We start from the raw sequence: 19,731 nt of genomic DNA, 5'->3' as shown, positions 1-19,731 counted from the left end.
CGGCGCCGTACTGATCCTGGCGATGGCGGTCACGCCGTTTCTCAACAACGCCGCCACGGTTCTCGTGATGGGTCCAATCGCCGCGAAGCTTGCGACCAGGCTGGGCCTCAGCCTGGATCCCTTCCTAATGGCGGTAGCGCTGGGCGCCGCTTGTGACTTCCTCACGCCGATTGGCCACCAGTGTAATACGCTCGTGATGGGCCCGGGTGGTTACCGTTTCGGTGACTATGCGCGGCTCGGGCTACCGCTCTCGCTCATCGTGATCGTGGTCGGTATTCCTCTAATTGCGTTTGTCTGGCCTCTTCATCCCGTGTGATCTGTGCATGGTATGCGTCTATCCGCTCTTCATGCCCTCTCTGCTGAAAGCTGCCGGGCTGCTTTCGGCCACTTCCGGCCATGCTGGCGGGCGCCACTGAATGGCTGGGTTGGGTGGTTTCCGGTCAGTCCGCTTCCGTCCAAGCTGAGGCGGAAGCGGACGTTCGACGTCGTAGTGATCTTGTCCCGCGAGGGCCGGGACGAGATCGGGTCAGGCCGCACGCACAGTGGCGAGAAACCGATTGACCTCGGCACCGAGGTGCTCGGATTGCCGCGACAGCTCCGATGCCGCCGACAGGACCTGACCAGCCGCCGCCCCCGTCTCCTCCGAGGCCTGCGCCACGCCCGCGATGTTGCCCGTCACCTCGTTAGTGCCCGCCGAGGCCTGCGCCACGTTGCGCACGATCTCCTGTGTGGCCGCGGCTTGCTGCTCCACCGCCGCCGCGATCGACGTCGCCACGCCGTCGATCTCCCGGATCCGCCCCGTGATCCCGCTGATCGCCGTCACAGCCTGTGCGGTCCCCCCCTGAACCTCGCCGATCTGGCGCGCTATCTCCTCGGTCGCTTTGGCGGTCTGCTCGGCCAGCGCCTTGACCTCGGAGGCCACCACCGCGAAGCCCCGCCCCGCCGCGCCGGCGCGCGCCGCCTCGATCGTGGCGTTCAAGGCCAGCAGGTTGGTCTGGGCGGCGATACCGGAGATCATCCCGACCATGTCGCCGATCCGCGCCGCGCTCTGGCTGAGAGCCTGGACGAGGTGGGCGGTCTGATCGGCCTCGCTCACTGCGGCTTGGGCGAGGCTGGCCGATCCCTGCACCTGCCGGCCGATCTCCTGCACGGAGGAGCCGAGCTCCTCGGCGGCGGCCGCGACCGTGCTGACATTGGAGGCGGCCTCCTCGGCCGCCGCCGCCACGGTCGTCGACTGGGTCGCGGTCTCGGTGGCCGTGGCGGTCATCGCCTGCGCGGTCGCCTGCAGCTCGGTCGCGGAGGACGACACCGTGCCGATGATCCCGCCAACCGCGGCCTCGAAGTCGTCGGCCATCTGCCGCATGCCGGCCTTGCGCTGCTCCTCGGCGGCCAAGCGCGCCTGCGCGGTCTCCTCCTCGAGACGGCGGGTGCGGATCAGGTTGTCCTTGAACACCTGAACGGCCGCCGCCATCGCGCCGATCTCGTCGCGGCGCGCGCGGTAGGGCACCTCGCCGCCCGTGTCGCCCGCGGCCAAGACGGTCATCGCTTCCGTCATCGCCTGGATCGGGCGGGACACGCGCAGCAGCACGAACGCGGTCGCGCCGCAGGCCGCCAGCACGCTCAGCGCGATGGCGAGGTAGGCCATCCGGGTCGCGGACTCGGTCGCCGCCACGGCGCTGTCGGCATCCACGTGCGCGCCGCGCTCGTTCAGGGCGACGTCCTGGGCCAGCGTGTTGCGGGCGGCGTTGTAAAGATCGATGTTGGCCGGGTCGGCCATGAGCCGGATGCCGTCTGCGCTCTGACCCGTCTCCGCGAGGCGCGCCGCCTCGCGGCCGACGGTCTGGTAGCGATCCCAGGTGGCGCCGAAAGCGTCGTAGAGGGCCCGCTCCTCGGCCGAGGAGATCAGCGGTTCGTAGGCCTTGCGGGCAGCGGCGAGCGCCGCAACTGCCTCGTCGATCTGCCGAGCGTTCTCGGCCCGCTTCTCGGGACTGCCGGACAGGGTCAGGGTTCGCAGCTGCTTGATGCGCACCTCCGAGGCGGCTGCGCGGATGTTGGTGATCGCCACGACGGAGGGGAGCCAGTTCATGGCGACGCCTGTGACGCTGGCCCGGATGCCCGAAAGCGTGAGGGTCGTGAGAACGGCCTGACCGGCGCACAGGAGCGCGAGGAGGCCGAAGGCGGCGAGGAGCGACGCTTTGACGGTCAGGTGAAGGCGCATGATCCGGTCCTGGACGAGATGTCCCGCACGCCGCGTCACCTCCTGCCGGAGCGCAGGGGATCGGGCAGCCACACGGGCACGAAGAGGTAAGCCTGGGCCGACTTCCCGCCCTCACAGGTAGCCCGCCAAGCAGGCCCTCTTCCGCTCTGAGACCTTAAAATTTGCGGGCGGCGTGAAGCCCGTCAGGTCAATCTACCCTCAATTTAAGGTGATTTGTTTGGGCTGAGGTTCGGCATCTTGCTATTCCATCCACCTCGAGTTGTGATCCCGGGATTTTCATTCCTGAGAAGTGGTGCCTACGGAGAATGCCTTTCGATAAGGATGGGGTGCTGCGACACAGGGACTTGTCTTTTTTAAACGCTACGCCACGGCCTCAATTTGAACGGCATCTTCATCGTGTCTCTTCATTCGAATTTCAGGTGTGGGCTCTTATAGGCGGCCTATGATCTATGGTGCTGCTCGCCTAGCTGCCGACCACTCAATCGGCTTCGTCTTCACTGCCGTAGTCATCTGCCTCGCGGCTGGATGGCTGGTCGCTACTTTGATGCGTACGGTCAGCGAGGTCGATCTTGCTCACCGATACCGTTGGATCGCGGGCACCGCGGTTGTGGCCGGCTTGGGCGTCTGGACAACTCATTTTGTCGCCATGCTGGGCTACCGACCCGACATGGTGCTGAGCTTTGACGACACGACAACTATCTTCTCGGCACTGATCGGTATCTTAGTCGCAGGCCTGCCGTTGGCTGCGGCACGGCTTTTTTCATCGTGGCGGATCCGCTCTATGGCTGGTGCGATTGCCGGGCTTGGTATCGGCGGGATGCACTACGCCGGCATGGCGGCGATTGAGGGATGCCAACAGACTCATTCGCCGCTTATAGACATTCTGGCTGCCGGTATTGGTGCCTGCAGCCTCGCGCTGGCTTGTGGACTGCCGAGGCGCTTGGCGACGCCCCGAGTAGTTTGCGCTCTTTTCACCCTCGCCGTTACTGGTACTCACTTCGTCGCGATTGCCGGCACGACGCTAGCGCGCACCCAGGATTATAGCGGCTTTCCGCACGAGAATATCGTGCTCAGCATTTTCACCACTTCGGGAGCTGCTGTGCTGTTCCTCGGGGCGTTCCTTACTATAATTGCAACACAACGTTTCGACGCCCAGGAGCGCGCCCATTCTTCGGTCCTGAGAACCGCACTCGACAATATGTCGAACGGCTTGTTATATCTGGACGCGTCCGAGCGCGTGCGCCTGTACAATCGGCGATACACTGAAATCTATGGCATCCCTCTCGATGTCGACCTGACGGGCAAAACTATCGACCAGATCATCGACATTGTCGGCGATCGTCATCATTGGGCCGCAGAGCGGCGCGTGGCGGCGCGCCAGCGGGTCGACGAATGGCGGAACGTCGAAAACTCGAGGCAAATCGACTATCCGCTTGACGACGGACGCATTCTGCAGGTCGAGATCCGTCCGATCGAGGAAGGCGGTAACGTCGTTACCTTCGACGACGTCACCAAAGAGCGCGCGGCACAGCGCCGGATCACGGAATTGGCCTTCTCCGATCCCCTGACCAAGCTTGCCAATCGCCGCGCCTTGAATGCGCGTTTGAATCGCGATTTTGTTCCCAAGCAAGTCGTCAAGCTCCTGCTGATCGATCTCGATCGCTTCAAGCAAATAAACGATACCTATGGTCACGTCGTCGGTGATCAGCTGCTGATACAGGTTGCCAACAGGCTGAGGACGATTGCGGGATCGGACGGATTCGTAGCCCGGCTTGGCGGCGACGAGATGGCGGTGCTGGTCTACGGCGATCAGGCAAAGGCGATGGCTGTCGCCACGGAGGTGATCGAGGCTCTTGCCCTCCCGTACGGGATCAATGACCTCACAGTGTCGATTGGCTGCAGCATTGGCATGTGCTGCACAGATGATGCGCGCGATGCGATCGAACTCATGCAGTTCTCCGACATCGCGCTATATGAGTCGAAACGTCAGGGTCGAGGTAGAACGAGCTGCTACACGCGCGACATGCTGAAGACCGTCGCCGATCGGGTTCAGCTTGAAACGGACATGCGAACAGCGATTGAACGTGGGGAGATGCATCTGGCCTATCAGCCGGTGATCTCACTCGTTGACGATCGGATCATCGGCTATGAGGCATTGATCCGTTGGGATCACCCGACGCTCGGGGCTGTTTCCCCGGCCCGTTTCATCCCCTTGGCGGAGGAGACCGGACAGATCGTCCCGATCGGCGCTTGGGTGTTGCTGGAGGCCTGCCGACAGGCCGCGCAATTACCGAGCGATGTCTACGTCGCGGTGAACGTTTCACCTGTTCAGCTGCGCTCGCCGCAGCTTCTGTCCGATCTCACGCAGGCTCTGGCCAAGAGTGGACTGCCAGCCAAACGGCTGGAGATCGAGCTTACGGAAACAGCAATCGTCGAGGATGGCCCTCAGATCGCCAAGGTCCTGAACGCCATCCGCCGCCTCGGTGTGACGGTGGCGATGGATGATTTTGGCACGGGTTACTCGTCGCTGGCCCATCTGCGCGACTTGCCGCTCGACCGCATCAAAGTGGACCGTTCGTTCGTGGCTACGGCGGAGACTGACCGCCACTCGTTGGCGGTTCTGAAAGGCATCACGCAGATCGCACGTGCGCTGAATGTCGCGCTCCAGGCGGAAGGCGTAGAGACGCCATCGCAGCTTGCGCTCATGCGCGAGATCGGTTGCGACGCGATCCAGGGCTACCTAGTCGGGCGGCCGCAGCGATTGGTTGAGAGAACGGTGCCAATGGCCTTGTCGGCATAGGTTCACGATCGAATGTCATGACCGCCCAGTTTCGGGTCGCGCTGACGACCATCTGTATGGCTGTATTGGGTCGTTTTCGGACAGACGGTTTTGGGTGGAACTGAAACAGACTGCTTCGGAGAGTTAGATTGCCATAGCAGATGTATATCAGTCCTATCAACTACCTTGCGAGACCAGTTTCTAGCTGCTCAAACACTTGCAGGAAATGCAACTTCAGGTACATAATCCTTGCGCTGCCAGTCTGGTAGGGGCGGCTTAATACCCCATAGCATATGTTGTCGCGTGGGATCACTCATACCGACGTTCAATGCCTCGAGTACACCAAAAACGCGATCGCATCCGCTCTCCGCGCTTTCTGATTGCCGCCGGCTTGGCTGTGACCATCGTGCTTTGCGGATGCGCGGGCTTGGCCATCGTGAGCCTGCGCAACGCAGCTTGGCAGCAGGCAAAGATTGGCGCTGAGACGCTGCTGGACAGCATGACGCGCACTTTGACACGTGACTTCGAGCTCTACGACCTGTCGCTGCAAGCAGTGGCAGATCGTCTGCGGGATCCAATTCTCGAGGGCGTTTCGCCCCAGGTTCGGCACCTTGCCCTTTTCGATCGAGCGGCGACGGCCTCAGGTTACGGGGCGATTTTCGTCCTCGACGCTCAGGGTGACGCATTCATCGACTCCGGCTCCTTGGTGCCGCGTCGGCTGAATGGTGCCGATCGGGTCTATTTTCAGGTTCAGCGCAACCGAGATGCTGGCCTTTACGTCGGTCGACCGTGGCGCACGCGCGTCAGTGGTCGTGAGATGATCCCATTGAGCCGGCGTTTCTCCTACGCGGACGGAGCGTTTGCCGGCGTCGTGGTTGGAGCGATCGAACTCGCGTATTTCGAGGCGGTCTTCGCTCGCCTCAACCGCAATCTCAACCTCAAAATCACTGTGCTGTTCGATGACAGCCTTTCGACCGGAGGTGGGCAGCCCCCCGTGCAATACCCAGCCGCTGATCCTCTCGATCGGCAGACGCTCTCGGTGATCGCCGAGGCGGATCATATTACCCTCATCTCGAGCTCTGCCGGTGCGGAAGCCCTCCACGTGGCTCATCGGGTGGGGACATTGCCGATGCACGTCGTCGTGTCGGTTCCGCTCAGCACGATAGGATCGGCGTGGCACGCCCGAGCCACGGCGATCGTCCTGATTGTCGGCACACTTGCTATCGCTCTGCTGTGCCTTCTCCAACTGCTGCGAAGCGAGTTGCGGCGTAGGGCGGTCGCGGAGGCAGAACTCGCCGCCCTTGCGTTGACTGATGCGTTGACTGGCATCCCCAATCGCCGCCACTTCGATCGTAAACTCGCAGAGTTAGAGAGAGCCTCGTCGCGCGAGCGGTGTGCGCTTGCGCTGATCGACGTAGATCGCTTCAAGGCCTTTAACGACTACTCGGGACATCCAGCCGGCGACTTGGTGTTAAAGGCCGTTGGAGCAGAACTGGCGATGTGTGCAGCGCGCGCTGGCGGGATCGCCTTTCGGATAGGAGGAGAAGAGTTTGCGGTCGTCCTGACCGGCGTCGAAGAGGCTCACGCACTGAATGTCGCTCGCGATTGCCGAGGATCAATCGAAGCCCTGGCGCTACCCCATGCCCTGAGCCCCCTCGGCATAGTCACAGTGAGCGTGGGGCTGCTGTATGCTGACCGGCGGTCCGCTACGACCCAGACTGAGTGGCTGAGCCTCGCAGATGCCGCGCTCTATGAAGCGAAACGGGGGGGGCGCAATCAGGTCCGCACGATTGATATCGTCACCGGCAAAACAGAGACTTTAAGTGCTTCATTGCGAATGGTGTCGACCGAGAAGCTTCTTTCCGCATGACTGGCGATCGGCAAGCTCTTGCTTCGGTGGCATCCTTCGGCCTTTCGGTCACGATCTGCGGCTTCTCGGCAACACGACCGCTTTTTGTCAGGGACCATAGCCGCCCAACTGCCAACCGATGGCTGCTTTCGGGCTCTGCCTTCAGCATCTCCTACGACCGGCATGGGTCGATAACAGGCTGTCCGCTTTTCGGGCGGGGCTACTCCGAAGCGGTCATACCGCTTACGGCCAAGTTCGGTCTGCTGTCAGGCGGATTTCGGCAGCTCGCCGGTTTCGATGGAGGCGTTCCCGTCTGCGGCTGCGGCGATGGCATCCCGAGCGATCTTGACCGTCACACCCATCACGTGCCGTCGCAGAAGCCGGGACAATCGATTGGCGTTGCGGACCTTCAAAGCGTCCATGATGGCGTGGTGATCACGCACTGCGGCCTGCCAATTCTCCGGGCTCTTGCGAGCCACGAAACGAAACGCCCGAGTCCGCATCAGGATCTGCATATAGCTGGCTGTCAGCGTGGCGTTTCCAGCTACGGACACCAGGGTCTCGTGGAAGCTGCGGTTCGCCTCCAAGTATGTCGGCTCATCCCTGGCTGCATGCGCGCGCATCATATGCTCATGGATGGCACCTAGGCGCGCCAAGTCTGCATCGCTGGCATGCTTGCATACCAATTCACCCGCGAGCGCCTCAAGGGCTGCCATCACGGGGAACAGCTCGTCAATCTCCTCCGGACTGACATTCGCCACGATGGCGCCGCGCCTAGGCAGCAGCTCGAGCATGCCTTCCGAGGCGAGCACCTTCAGCGCTTCTCGCAACGGCGTACGCGAGACGCCGTATCGCTGGCAGAGCGCTTGTTCAGAGATCTTGTCGCCGGGGCGCAGCGCCCCGGCGATCACCATCTCGCGAATGCCCGCGACGAGCATGTCGTGGAGGTTGGTCCGGATAAGGGTCGTCGGCTGCGTCATCGCATTCGTCAGGAGGTCTCTCTGTCCTGCCGTTTCATATCGAAGCTGCGCGCCCGGCAACATTTTTCGGTGACCGCATCCCGCTAAACCGCGTTTCCGGTTACCGCTGTCGGCGACAGCGCATGCGCTGTCTCGCTCCCTGTCACCTCGCCCCGTGGTAGGCGCCGCCAAGCCAAAACCGCACCGACGAGCAGCAGTGCTATCGAGCCGACGAAAGGCAGGGCATAGCTTCCGGAAAGCTGAGCGATCACGCCGAAGGCCAGCGGCGAAACGATGCCTGCGATCGCCGAGCCGGTGTTCATGATGCCGCTGGCCGTGCCTGCGTGCTTGGGTGCCACATCCATCGGGATCGCCCAGATCGGGCCAACCGTCAGTTCGAGGAAGAAGAACGCGCCGCTCAGACAGAGGGCGACGACCGCGAGTTCGTGAACGAAGAGCACGGGAAGCAAGCAGACCATCGAGCCGAGCAGGCTCACGACGATGACCGTGCGACGCGCCCGCGCGAGATCGTTGGTCCGGCGATAGATGCGGTCGGCCCAGATGCCACCCAAGGCATCGCCGACAACGCCGGCACCGAACACACCGAAGGCGAAGAACGCCGATTCCTTGATGTTAAGGCCCTGCGCCTTGACGAAGTAGCTCGGCAGCCAAGTCACGTAGAGCCACAAGGTCCAGTTATAGCAGAAGTACACCAGCGTGGTCGGCAGCATACCGCGCAGGAGCGCCGACCAAGGGGTCGGCTCCGACGGCCCACCGATCGCCTTGCGCGGTGCCGGCAACTCCGCCAGCTCCTCCGGCGTGCAACCCGGATGGGCGCTCGGCTCATCCCGGAAGTAAAGGCCCCAGACGACGATCCAGGACAAACTCACCGCTGCGAGCGCTATGAAGGTGCCCCGCCAGCCGAGATAGGCCGCCATCAGAACGACCAAGGGCGGCGTTACGGTGTTGGCCAGCCGCGAGCACGAGTGGACGACACCTTGTGCGTAGCCGCGCTCGGCCTGCGGAACCCAGCGTGTCATCGCGGTGGTCGCGGCAGGGAAAGTCGCGCCCTCGCCTATGCCCAGAAGCAGTCGGGCGAGGACGAGGGTGACTAGACCGCCGACGAACCCGGTCAGAAGTGTTCCAACCGTCCACACAATCCCGCACAGGACCAGGGTCCGACGCGCGCCGAGGCGATCGGCGGTCATTCCGCCGAGGATTTGGAACAGCGCGTAGGTGTAGCCGAACGAGGATAGGGCAAAGCCCAGCTCGACGTTGTTCAGGTGAAGGTCTGTCGCCATCAGCGGCGCCAACGTCGAGAGGTTCACCCGATCGACGTACGTGATGAAGTAGACAAGGCAGAGCAGCGCGAAGACGCGCCCCCGCGTCGTCGTGAACGTACGGCGTAGGGCGTGCGTGACGCCGCCGGATCCCAGGCTCATCGGCTGTTCCTCCCGTGGGCGCGGTTGGCTCCGCACCCATCGCATGTCGCTGCGTGTCTCCGCTCAGACTGCGCGCCGGAGCGGGGCTCCGCAAGATGCATTTTGCACGCAAAATGCATTTTTATGCGTGGCGGCCGGAAATGCGTTGCATGCTCCAGAAATCGACTTATGCATGCAGAATGCAAAAAGGCGACGCCCAGGATGCGTCGTGGGAGGAGAGCCCGAATGGATGATATCGGCCGTCCCGACGATCGCTCGGCTCAGGCGCCGGAGGATGCGGTTGCCACGGCGCCCACCCGCCCGCTGCCGCTGGCGGGCCTACGGGTTCTCGACGTCACGCAGGTGATGGCGGGGCCGTTCTGCAGCATGCTGCTGGCGGATCTTGGCGCCGACGTCATCAAGGTTGAGCCGCCGGGCACGGGCGACCAAACCCGCGGCGCCATGGGGTTCAAGATGAAGGGGCCCGACAGCATGGGCTTCCTCAACATGAACCGGAACAAGCGCAGCATCGCGCTCAACCTGAAGAGCGAGGCTGGCCGCGCGCTGTTCATGAAGTTCGTGGCCACCGCCGATATCTTGGTCGAGAATTACCGGCCGGGTGTGATGAAGAAGCTCGGGCTCGGCTACGAGGTGCTGCGCGAGCACAATCCGCGCCTGATCTATGCCAGCATCTCGGGTTTCGGTCAGTCCGGTCCCTGGGCGATGCGCCCTGGCTACGATCTGATGGCTCAGGCGATGTCGGGGGTGATGAGCGTGACCGGCCATCCCGGCGGGCCTCCCGTCAAGGCCGGCGTGCCGGTGGCCGACATCGGCTGCGCGCTGTTCTGCGTCTACGGAATCCTGAGCGCCTATATCGGTCGGCAGACAAGCGGCGAGGGCCAGTACATCGACGCGTCGCTGTTCGACTCCGCCCTGGCGTTCTCGATCTGGGACATCTCGGAGTATTGGGGCACTGGCCGCATTCCGAAACCACTCGGGACTGCGAACTTGATGAGCGCGCCCTATCAGGCGGTGCGCGCCTCAGACGGCTATTTCGTCATGGGCGCGACCAACCAGAAGCTCTGGCGGCTTCTCTGCGACGTCCTGGCACGAGCTGACCTCGTCGACGATCCACGCTTTGCAGACATCCCGGCGCGACTCGCCAACCGCGACGTGCTGATCGAGGAATTGGAGAAGAGCTTCGCCGAACGGACCGCCGAGGAGTGGGTGACCCACCTGCTCGCGGTCGGCATCCCGGCGGGGCGCATGAACAGCTATCCGGAAGCGTTCGAGAGCGAGCACGGCCGCCATCGTGAGATGCGGATCGAGGTTCCGCATCCCAACGAGGGCAGCGTGCCCAACATCGGCTTCCCCGTGAAGTTCTCAGGGACGCCGCCGCGCACCCGGATGCATGCCCCGCTTCTGGGTGAGCATACGGAGAGCCTGCTCCAGGAGCTCGGCCTCGACGACGATGATACCGAGGCGCTACGCGCGGGCGGCGCGTTCGCACCGTGAGCGCGACCGAGCGGGAGGGCGCGGTCCGCTACCGCGCCGAGGATGGCATTGCCCATCTGACGTTCGACCGGCCCGCCGCCCGCAACGCGATGACGTGGCGGATGTACGAGGAGCTGGCCGACAGCCTCGCCCGGATCGAGGCTGACCCGACGATCCGCGTCGCGGTCCTGCGCGGGGCTGGCGGCAAGGCCTTCGTTGCCGGCACCGACATCGAGCAGTTCGTGGGGTTCACCGGGGAGGACGGGGTCGCCTACGAGGCGCGGATCGATGCCTATGTCGCTGGGCTGGAACGCGTGCGCGTCCCGACAATCGCTGTCATCGAGGGGCTGGCAGTCGGCGGCGGACTCGCGATCGCCAATGCCTGCGACCTGCGGGTGGCCACGCCGGGCGCACGGTTCGGCGTTCCGATCGCCCGCACCCTCGGCAATTGCCTGTCGCCCGCGAACCTGCGTCGCCTCACGGCGACGCTGGGCCTGAGCACCGTCAAACGGATGCTTCTGCTGGCCGACATGCCGACGGCCGAGAGCCTGGAGCCGCTCGGCTACCTCGCCGCAATCGAGAGGCCCGAGACCCTCGACGCGCGCGTGACGCAGCTCTGCCAACGTCTGCTCGGCCACGCCCCGGTGACCATGCGCGTCACCCGGGAGATGCTGACGGCGCTCGCCCTCGATCCCGACGCCGACGGCCGCGCCGGCATCCGAACCTGCTACGGCAGCCAGGATTTCGCCGAGGGCGTCCGGGCCTTCCTCGACAAGAGGCCGGCGGCCTGGTCGGGCGCCTGACGTCGCGGCCCTGATCCGACAATCAGCACGGCTCATTCGCGACAGCACTGGAAGAGGACACGTCATGACCCTTCACCAGGGACGGCATTTTCTCAACATCCCCGGCCCGAGCCCGGTGCCCGAGCGTGTTCTCCAGGCGATGGACCGGCAGGTGATCGATCACCGGGGGCCGGAATTCGGCCGGCTCGGTCGGGAGGTGCTCGAAGGGTGCCGGGCGATCTTCCAGACCGAGGGACCCGTCGTGATCTTTCCTGGCTCCGGCACGGGGGCGTGGGAAGCGACGATCGTCAACACGCTCTCGCCGGGCGACCGGGTGTTGATGTTCGAGACCGGGCATTTCGCCACGCTATGGAGCAAGATGGCCGCCCGATGGGGCATCACAGTTGAGTTCGTACCGGGCGACTGGCGCCACGGCGCGGATCCGGCCATCGTGGAGGCCAAGCTCGCCGAGGACAGGGCGCACGCGATCAAGGCGGTGATGGTCGTCCACAACGAGACCTCGACGGGCGTGACGAGCCGCATCGCCCAGGTCCGGCAGGCGATCGACGCCGCGCATCACCCGGCGCTTCTGCTGGTCGACTCCATCTCGGGTCTGGGCTCGGCCGACCTGCGCCACGACGAGTGGGGCATCGACGTGACCGTCGCCTGCTCCCAGAAGGGCCTGATGCTGCCCCCGGGCCTTGGGTTCACGGCGATCTCGCAGAAGGCCCGCGCGGCTTCGAAGACCAACACCCTGCCGCGTTCGTACTGGGACTGGGAGGAGATGCTCAAGCCGAACGCGGGCGGCTATTTCCCCTATACGCCCGCGACCAACCTCCTGTACGGCCTACGCGAGGCGATCGCCATGATGCGCGAAGAAGGCCTGCCGGCGGTCTTCGCCCGGCACGAACAGCTGGCCAAGGCGACGCGGGCTGCGGTCCAGGGATGGGGGCTCGAGGTCCTGTGCGAGGAGGCGAGCGAGTACTCGCCGGTCCTCACCGCCGTGCTCATGCCGGACGGCCATGACGCCGACGCCTTCCGACAGCTCGCCCTCGACCGGTTCAACATCTCTCTCGGCGCCGGCCTGTCCAAGTTGTCCGGCAAGGTGTTCCGCATCGGCCACCTCGGCGAGTGCAACGACCTGATGCTGATGGGGGCGCTCTGCGGCGTAGAGATGGCGCTGGGCGTGGCAGGCGTGCCCCATCAACGGGGCGGTGCAACCGCGGCCATGTCGGTCCTCAACGCCGCCTTGTGAGAAACTCTCTCTTTGACCGGCGTCCCAGCGGGTGGGACCTCGCTGTCTGCTTCGATGGCGATGCATTCAAAAGCGGCTGCGCCGCTTTCGGCCATATGCCGTCGCGTCGATGGGTGCTTCTAAACGGCTGAGTTGGGTGGATTTCTGCCGGTCCGCTTCCGAGCGCCCCAGGCATCGAAAGAGACTTTGCCGCTCCGCCCGCAGAAGCCCCTTAGCAAACCCCTCTTGCCCTTCTCTAAGTCCGGACGTAATCTTTGCCTGGCCTCGAGATAGGCCAACGGTCCGCGTGAAGGGCTTAGCCCATTCGGCATAGTTGAATATGACCTGACTTCCTGCCCAGCAACGCGGACGATGGGCGCTTAGGAAGGAAGGATCATGGCCGAAGCCGTTCTTTCGCACGCCCTTCAAATGCGTGCTCTCCCAGATCGTCCGAACCTTGAGTATCTTCGCAACGAAGCGAAAGCGCGACTCAAGATGCTGCGCATGTCGGATCCGACTGCACAACTGGCAGTGGCCCAGAAAGAGGTCGCCCGCCAATACGGTTTCGCTAGTTGGCGCCGCTTACGGGCCGAGGTTGAGAAGCTGACCCGGCAATCGGGTGCCGAAGGCCCCGAGGATAAGGTGGAGCGCCTGAAAGCGGAACAGGCGTCCCCTCGAAAAGCCGTGCCTGTCGATCCCACAATGCTGGATCAGTTCGTAGGCTTCTATGAATTAGCTCCTCGAAGAATTATTACCGTCGATCGCGACGAAGATGGACTAATCTCCAGGCTAACCGGCCAGATGTTTTTCTCGATGCTCGCGGAAAATCCGAATAAATTCTTTTATAGAAACTCCCATATCAAGGCGCAGCTGAGCTTTTTGAGGGACGACTGCGGCGCTGTAAACTCGGTAGTGCTTCATCAAAACGGCATCGAACAATCCGCGCCGCGCATCAGCAGGAAAAAGGCCGCTTCTGTCGAGCGGTCTATCGAAGTCCGAAAGGCTACGAACGAGCCAAGGTCCGGCAGCGAACAGGCGCTTCGTCGCATCATCAAAGCAACCCTGCTTGGCAATCCGGAGTCCGATTTGATGTCTCCTGGCCTGGCGCGCGCTTTTGAGGAGCAGCTTCCAGACAATAGGCGAGTTTTAAAATCGTGGGGCGAACTGCAATCCATTCGATTTAAAGGCGTTTCGGCGGCTGACGACTGCGATGTATACGATGTGAAATTCGATCAAGCGGAGACTGAATGGCGGCTTAGCTTGAACGACGTATCGAGGATCGAAATCGCACATTTCCGCATAGTGCCCTGACACTTCATCGCGGGATGGCCGCTTCGATGGTGGGAAAAGCCTGCTATTGAGGCGGTCATTGGGCTGTCGGCCAGCGGTGCAGGTTGGCAAGAACATCGCCACGGCGACATGAGCGGCCCTCAGGCTCTCCTGAGTCCGGTTTTGAGCTCAGCAGCGTCGGGAGTGAATAACCGCTCGGGTCCCTATCGGAAGGGCTGCTTCGGTTAGTTCATTGCCGTCCCGTTTCAGGGCGGTGATGAATGGAGGCGGATGTCGCCGTACTTCCTGACGCCACTTAGCGGTCCTTTCAAGCTCGGTCGTCAAAATCCTCGCTTGATCGGAATGGCCGCGCGGCCTTCCAGAAGCCGATCAGTCCACAAATAAGAAGTAAATCTGCCGATAGAGCACACGGTATTTGTCGCCAAATCGGCTGCCATTCATTCAGATAACTTAATTTTGAAGTAACGCTCTTCCAGCTCGGGTCACCAATTTTCACAGTGTACCAACTCAGAATTGCGGCGCATACAATAGAGTATAGCCCCATAGCGCCCCACTTCGCCCGCCTTTTGAGGCCGGGGAGATCCGTTTCGGGGAGCAGGAAAGGCATACGTTAAGATATCGCAGAAGACATCTGATCTTAGCTGAGATCGTAAGACTGTCTGCTTACCGGAAGCGGCGTCGGCGATCCAGGCGACCGGCATGGGTCGTACGCGGAATGGCGGCCCGGGTTGGAAAACTGCCAGTCAGCGTTCGAGTGTAGACATCAGAAAGCAGGCCAACGGGGATTGGCAGCAGCTCGCCGATCGCGGAGCAACGTAAAAAGAATCATTCGTCGCGATTGAGGGCAAGATCAGAAAGATATATCGCCAAGTTATATTTCAGAAAAGCTCGATGGCGTTCAAGTGTTCGTCAAAATCGGCAGCCGTGCGGTCTCGATTCCTGGCAAAAGGTGCATGACGGAGCGGGCGAATTCGTAGCGCGCCACAGCAACGTCGTTCGTCCATGGGGGGAGAGGCCGTTCCATGATCTCCGTGGAATCGAGACCCGCCTCGAAGCCAGCCGCGATCCCGCTTTCAGTCGCATCGAGCCAGGCGAGGGTCTGGTCGATGCCGCGTCGCCCAGCTTCGGCCGGGCCGTGTCCGGGAACCAGCAACCGGCAGGGGATGTCGGCGACCGTGGCAAGGGCTTTCCGCCAGCGGGGTAGATCGGCATCCGGTGTCGTCGCGGCCCGATCGAGAAAAACGAGATCGCCGGGAAACAGCAGGCCCGAGGTTTCCTCGAAGATGCAGAGGTCCTCGTTGGTATGGCCGGACAGGTTCAATAGACGGAAGCGCCGTTCGCCGACCTGCTCCACGCCGTCCCGCGCCTCGTTGGCGGGCTTCGGCACGCCTGTCCCGCGCATCCAGTCGCCCGCCACCCGGTACATGCCGCTGGCGAGGTCGTTGCCGAACCGAGCGAGGTCCCGCCTCAGGCCCGGGCCGACCCACACGGCCGAATCGGGGAAGGCCGTCGCCCCGAGGCTATGGTCGGCATGAAAATGTGTGAGGTAGACGCGCACCACGGGCTTGCCCGTGAGATCTCGCGCCAGGGCCTCCAGGGCGGTGCCGTAACGGTGGGACGGACCCGCATCGATCAGCACGCAGCCGTCTCGGGTTTCGATCAAGGTCACGTTGGCGATGGCGCCGCCGTTCTCGGCGGTGATGGCCTCCGGGGCTCCGTAGAGCGTCCAGATCCGGGGAGCCACGACGACGGGCTTGAGGGTGTAACAGCGGGGAGCGGCGAGGGCCGGAGTGTAGGCCATCGCCGCCAAGCCGAGGGCGAGGCCCGAACGACGGGTCAGGCCACGGTATTGTGCGAATGCGCCCATCAGAGCCTCTCCCGTGCCTGCGCCTCGATCAGGGGTACCAGCACCTTGGCGCGGAAGTCGTTGCCGGCGGTGTTGCGCATCGAGACGAGCAACGCTTCGGTCACCCCGTCCTCCAGAAGGAGCGTCAGGGTCGGGTTGTCGGCAATCGCCTCCGACAGGGTGAGGTCGGCGAGCCGCCGCCCCGCCCCATCGGAGATCACCAGCGTTTCGATGATGAACACCGGCACGTTGGCAATCATTCCGTTGTCCATGGGGTGAGTCGTGCGCAGGCGAAGACGCAGAGCGTCCGCCTCCCGCCAGATCCGGCCCTGCAGCGCGCCGAGCCTTTTCCAATCGACCCGCTTCTCGACAACCGGCGGCACAGAGCATCCGCCGCCGGCCGCATCGAGCGTGCGTCCCCCGATGTACCAGCGGCCGTCCTGACGGGCCGCTGCACGGATGGGGGTCCCCTGTTCGATCTTCATGCGGAAGGCCGCGAAGGGCTGTGCGCCGGTTCCAGCGAGGCGTAACGTCAGGGGAAAGGGATTCAGGTCGGCGATGACGATGAGTTCCTCGACCGAGCCTATGTCGCGAGCATCGACCGTCACGGGAACCTGCGTCTGGTCCTCGGTCACCGGAGGCAGCGTGACGGTGACCCGGTCATCGAAGATCGCGGGCAGGCCGCCGAGGTAGCGCTCGGCCATGCTCGGCCAAAGGGGCGACTCAAGGGGATCGCGGGTGCCGGTGGTTTTCGGGGCAGGCATGGGGCTTCACCTCGACGGGGTGGAAGGCGGGCCGAGCGAAGAGACCGCAGGCGGATCGGCCGGGACGAGGGGACGGCCGGCGTCGCTCCAGCCATCCGTGCCGTCGGCAAACCAGTAGACCCGGCGGTAGCCAAGGTCGGCCGCACGGCGCACGGCGTTCCAGGACATCCAGCAATCGGCCATGCAGAAGAAGATCAGTGGGTGGTCGCGATGTCCCCCGCTAAGCGTATCCAGCCAGCGGGCGAGATAGGCGGCGAGCCGGGGCTCGATCCGGCCACGGCCCGTCTCTGGCAGCCACACCGCGCCGGGGATCGTCTCGCGCCGGTCCACGATCCTCCAGCCGCCGCCGACGGGCTCGAAGCCGCCGCGCTGGGGCATCACGTCAATCAAGGCGGCGCCCTCGGCACGGAGCCGGTCGACCTCGGCGAGAGCTACAAGAGTGCCGCCGATGACGGGGCGTGTCACCGGCGACCTGTAGTTCTGCATCCGAAGCCCGGTGAAGGGATCGAAATCGGCATCCGCCGTCACGATCCCGGCGGCCCCCGGCCCCTCCTGCGAATGGGCGGGAAGGGACGAGACGAGGAGGAGCGCGACGGCCAGGCTCCTCATCGGCCGGTTCCCGCCATGCGCCGGAGCGTGTCGTCCCGGTCGAGGATGTGATGCTTGAGCGCCGCCGCGACATGCAGTGCGACCAAACCCGGCAGCGCCAAACCGAGCCCGTCATGGATCCAGGCCGCGGCTTGATAGATCAACTCCGGCCGGGTCTCGAACAGCTTCGGGATCAGGGGCCACTCGAAAAGCGCGAGGGCCCGCGGATAGGCGAGAGAGCGCGCGATGCCGGATAGTGGCATCAGCAGGATCGCGGCAAGCAAGGCTCCGTGCATCGTCCGTGCCGCCCACACCTCCCAACTCCTGTGCAGCGAAGACGGAGCCGGCCACCCTTCCCATGCGCGCCATAGCAGACGGGCCAAGACGAGGAGCAGGAGCAGCATTCCGAGGGACTTGTGCAGGCGGATCGCGGTGCCGCGGCCCGGTCCTTCGGGCACCGTCCGAAGCCAGAACCCGTAGGCCAGCATCGCGATGATGGCGAAGGCGACGCTCCAGTGCAGCAGCCGGGTCGGAAGGCTGAGGTAACTGCCCTGCGGGGGTGGCGACGCCTCCCCGGGCGCCGGGAGGGAGTCGGTCATCGCTGCAACGCCCGGAGATGGGGAAAAACGCGCTTCTGCGTCAGGATGGTGCAGTCGCGGTCGTCCTCCGAATTCGGGCACCGAACCTCGACGCCGTCGGGGTAATGGCTCACGTTTTCGCAGGTCGCGACGAAGCGGGTTGCCCCGCCGTCGAGATCCTCTACCGCGAGGCCGCCCACGCCGCATTCGGTCTTCAGCATCAAGAGGCGGCGGACCTGATATTCCTTGATTCCCTCCGGCCATGCGGGGGCGGCAAGGACGAGTCCTGGAAGCAGGAGCAGGGCCGCGCGCACGGGGCCGACTCCGCTCAGCTCTTGGGCTGGCTCTCGACATAGGTGCGGATCGCCCAGATCGCTTCCTGGCTGAGGATGCCCGCGAAAGGCGGCATCCGGTAGCGGTCGTCCTTCTTGGCGCCGTGCATCACACGGGTCATGAACCAGCCGTCGCCGGCCTCGCCCTCCTCAAGCTCGCGCAGGTCCGGCGCCATGCCGCCGGACTTCGCGTCGAGGCCATGGCAGCGGGCACAGTTCTGGTTGTAGCCGTTGGCGCCGATCTCCATAGCCAGCTTGTTGCCGTGGTAGGGGTTGGTCGCCCGGATGTCGTCGCCGAGCGGCGGCAGGCCGGTCGTGTCCACCGGCTGCGGTGCGGCGTCGCCATGGGCGAAGACGGCAGCGGGCAGCGTGGCCACGGTAAGCGGAAGCGCGAGCAGACCCACGCGAAGGAACGTCATCATCGAAAACCTCGGAAAGAACAGGTCACAGCGCCGGATCGAGCCAGATGCGCCACGTTTCGGAGCCGCTGATTTGCAGTGAGTAAGTACCAGGCGTCTCGATGGTGTAGACGGCACTGCCGCCGCCACCGATGTGCAGGTTCTGAACGATGCCGCCCTGCGCATCCTTCAGGTACATCACGAAGATCGGGCCATCGCTTTCGTAGCGCAGCACGGTTGGGGCGGTGGTGACGAAGGGCTCGGTCTGCATCGTCAACCGCCCTCGGAAGCGGGGCGGCGCGAGGATCGCGGCGAGGCGATCGTAGCAGCGCAGCCGCTCCCCCTCGTCCGGCATGGCACGGCACGCGGCGAAGGCCGTGCGGAAATCCGCCGAAGCCTCCGCCGCCCCCGCGCCGGACAGGCCGGGAAGCAACAGGACGAGCCATGGCGCGGCGATCCACGCCCATCTCACTGATCCGTCTCGGCGGCGGGCGGCGCGGAGGCCTCGGGATAGGTTTCCCACACGGGCTTGCCGTGCTGCCAATTGTCCGGGCAGCCCTTGCAGCCCTTCATCCAAGCATCCTGAAAGATGGCGAAGCGGATCTGGACGCCCTGCATCACCGCATCGGTGAAGTTGGCCTCGTAGAACTTGGTCTCCTGGAGATCCGTATCGATGAACTTGGCACCGACGAACTGCGCGCGCTTGGCCTGCACCATTTCCAGATCGGCGACCGTGAAGTCGGCCCCGCTGAAATCGGCCCCCGAGGCGCGGGCATGATCGAGGTTGGCTCCGATGAAGGAGGCGCCCCGGGCCTTTAGTCCTTGCATGAAGGAGATCTGCAGGCGCGCGCCGCTGAGGTTGGCCCGGTCGAGCTGGGCGCCGCGAAGGTTCGCGCCGCGCAGGTCCGCACGGGCGAGCTGGGCGCCGGTCAGGTCGGCCCCGCCGAGATCGGCGTTCTTCAGGTCCGCATGGCGCAGGTCTGCGCCGGGACATTTGGTCTTGGGTGCGATCGTGCAGCCGTTGACGATCCAAGGGTCGGGCCGTTCCTCACGGTTGACGATCTGGGTCTGAGCCGACCCGGGACCGGCAAGCGCCGAGACGATCAGCCCGGACAGGAGCAGCGTGCGGCCGAGGGAAGCCTGCATCGGATGATACTCGGTGACGGGGTGGGCGGTCGCGGAATGAGAGGGGGCCGGGC

Annotated in this window: 18 protein-coding genes; 7 read left to right on the top strand and 11 right to left on the bottom strand. The window is 64.1% G+C overall.

Annotated features, from left to right (window positions below; translation table 11 throughout):
• Positions 1 to 316, top strand: a 316-nt coding sequence (locus ACLBYG_RS29835) for an SLC13 family permease (RefSeq protein ID WP_447683886.1), incomplete at its 5' end; no start/stop codon positions are given.
• Between the two features lie 210 nt (positions 317 to 526).
• On the opposite strand, the gene ACLBYG_RS29830 is transcribed toward ACLBYG_RS29835, so the two are convergent.
• Entirely contained in the window at positions 527 to 2,218 is a 1,692-nt protein-coding gene (locus ACLBYG_RS29830) for a methyl-accepting chemotaxis protein (RefSeq protein ID WP_447683885.1), read from the bottom strand.
• Between the two features lie 442 nt (positions 2,219 to 2,660).
• Here ACLBYG_RS29830 and ACLBYG_RS29825 point away from each other — a divergent pair, with 442 nt between their 5' ends.
• Together ACLBYG_RS29825 and ACLBYG_RS29820 are read left to right on the top strand one after the other, a co-directional pair.
• Complete coding sequence (locus ACLBYG_RS29825; protein ID WP_447683884.1) at positions 2,661 to 5,018, top strand: bifunctional diguanylate cyclase/phosphodiesterase; 2,358 nt, start codon at positions 2,661 to 2,663, stop codon at positions 5,016 to 5,018.
• A 415-nt stretch (positions 5,019 to 5,433) separates the two neighbouring features.
• Positions 5,434 to 6,867, top strand: a complete 1,434-nt coding sequence (locus ACLBYG_RS29820) for a diguanylate cyclase domain-containing protein (RefSeq protein ID WP_447683888.1) — start codon at positions 5,434 to 5,436, stop codon at positions 6,865 to 6,867.
• Between the two features lie 245 nt (positions 6,868 to 7,112).
• Here the strand turns inward: ACLBYG_RS29820 and ACLBYG_RS29815 are convergent, their stop codons facing one another.
• Positions 7,113 to 7,826, bottom strand: coding sequence for a GntR family transcriptional regulator (locus tag ACLBYG_RS29815; RefSeq protein ID WP_447683883.1), 714 nt, complete (start codon positions 7,824 to 7,826; stop codon positions 7,113 to 7,115).
• Positions 7,827 to 7,909: 83 nt separating this feature from the next.
• On the bottom strand, positions 7,910 to 9,247 hold the full coding sequence (locus tag ACLBYG_RS29810; protein WP_447683882.1) for an MFS transporter: 1,338 nt from the start codon (positions 9,245 to 9,247) through the stop codon (positions 7,910 to 7,912).
• A 225-nt stretch (positions 9,248 to 9,472) separates the two neighbouring features.
• Between ACLBYG_RS29810 and ACLBYG_RS29805 the strand changes: the two genes are divergently transcribed.
• The 4 genes from ACLBYG_RS29805 (at position 9,473) to ACLBYG_RS29790 (ending at position 14,047) form a co-directional block, all read left to right on the top strand.
• Positions 9,473 to 10,741: a CaiB/BaiF CoA transferase family protein gene (locus tag ACLBYG_RS29805; protein WP_447683881.1), complete on the top strand. Its 1,269-nt coding sequence runs from the start codon at positions 9,473 to 9,475 to the stop codon at positions 10,739 to 10,741.
• Positions 10,738 to 11,523: an enoyl-CoA hydratase gene (locus ACLBYG_RS29800; RefSeq protein ID WP_447683880.1), complete on the top strand. Its 786-nt coding sequence runs from the start codon at positions 10,738 to 10,740 to the stop codon at positions 11,521 to 11,523. Before ACLBYG_RS29805 ends, ACLBYG_RS29800 begins: the two co-directional genes overlap by 4 nt.
• A gap of 64 nt (positions 11,524 to 11,587) precedes the next feature.
• A complete protein-coding gene (locus tag ACLBYG_RS29795; protein WP_447683879.1) occupies positions 11,588 to 12,757 on the top strand; it encodes a pyridoxal-phosphate-dependent aminotransferase family protein in 1,170 nt (389 codons plus the stop codon).
• Positions 12,758 to 13,132: 375 nt separating this feature from the next.
• Positions 13,133 to 14,047 carry a DUF3471 domain-containing protein gene (locus ACLBYG_RS29790; protein WP_447683878.1) on the top strand — a complete coding sequence of 305 codons (915 nt, stop codon included), beginning with the start codon at positions 13,133 to 13,135 and terminating at the stop codon, positions 14,045 to 14,047.
• An 877-nt stretch (positions 14,048 to 14,924) separates the two neighbouring features.
• Here ACLBYG_RS29790 and ACLBYG_RS29785 read toward each other — a convergent pair.
• The 8 genes from ACLBYG_RS29785 to ACLBYG_RS29750 all read right to left on the bottom strand — a co-directional run bounded on the left by ACLBYG_RS29785 (position 14,925) and on the right by ACLBYG_RS29750 (position 19,678).
• On the bottom strand, positions 14,925 to 15,893 hold the full coding sequence (locus tag ACLBYG_RS29785; RefSeq protein WP_447683877.1) for a quinoprotein relay system zinc metallohydrolase 1: 969 nt from the start codon (positions 15,891 to 15,893) through the stop codon (positions 14,925 to 14,927).
• The gene (locus ACLBYG_RS29780; RefSeq protein ID WP_447683876.1) at positions 15,893 to 16,576 is read right to left on the bottom strand and encodes a quinoprotein dehydrogenase-associated SoxYZ-like carrier; all 684 of its coding nucleotides are present in this window, start codon (positions 16,574 to 16,576) and stop codon (positions 15,893 to 15,895) included. The genes ACLBYG_RS29785 and ACLBYG_RS29780 overlap by 1 nt, the downstream gene beginning before the upstream one ends.
• A gap of 66 nt (positions 16,577 to 16,642) precedes the next feature.
• Positions 16,643 to 17,245 carry a rhodanese-like domain-containing protein gene (locus ACLBYG_RS29775; RefSeq protein WP_447683875.1) on the bottom strand — a complete coding sequence of 201 codons (603 nt, stop codon included), beginning with the start codon at positions 17,243 to 17,245 and terminating at the stop codon, positions 16,643 to 16,645.
• On the bottom strand, positions 17,242 to 17,823 hold the full coding sequence (locus ACLBYG_RS29770) for a cytochrome b (protein WP_447683874.1): 582 nt from the start codon (positions 17,821 to 17,823) through the stop codon (positions 17,242 to 17,244). Before ACLBYG_RS29770 ends, ACLBYG_RS29775 begins: the two co-directional genes overlap by 4 nt.
• Entirely contained in the window at positions 17,820 to 18,116 is a 297-nt protein-coding gene (locus ACLBYG_RS29765) for a hypothetical protein (RefSeq protein ID WP_447683873.1), read from the bottom strand. Before ACLBYG_RS29765 ends, ACLBYG_RS29770 begins: the two co-directional genes overlap by 4 nt.
• A 14-nt stretch (positions 18,117 to 18,130) precedes the next feature.
• Entirely contained in the window at positions 18,131 to 18,553 is a 423-nt protein-coding gene (gene pedF, locus ACLBYG_RS29760; RefSeq protein ID WP_447683887.1) for a cytochrome c-550 PedF, read from the bottom strand.
• A 25-nt stretch (positions 18,554 to 18,578) separates the two neighbouring features.
• On the bottom strand, positions 18,579 to 19,004 hold the full coding sequence (locus ACLBYG_RS29755; RefSeq protein WP_447683872.1) for a hypothetical protein: 426 nt from the start codon (positions 19,002 to 19,004) through the stop codon (positions 18,579 to 18,581).
• Positions 19,001 to 19,678 carry a pentapeptide repeat-containing protein gene (locus ACLBYG_RS29750; RefSeq protein ID WP_447683871.1) on the bottom strand — a complete coding sequence of 226 codons (678 nt, stop codon included), beginning with the start codon at positions 19,676 to 19,678 and terminating at the stop codon, positions 19,001 to 19,003. Before ACLBYG_RS29750 ends, ACLBYG_RS29755 begins: the two co-directional genes overlap by 4 nt.
• Positions 19,679 to 19,731: the final 53 nt, after the last annotated feature.

This window comes from Methylobacterium sp. D53M, from assembly GCF_053345625.1.
Note: the sequence above shows the minus strand (reverse complement) of the source record. Positions and strands in the feature narration are given on the sequence as shown.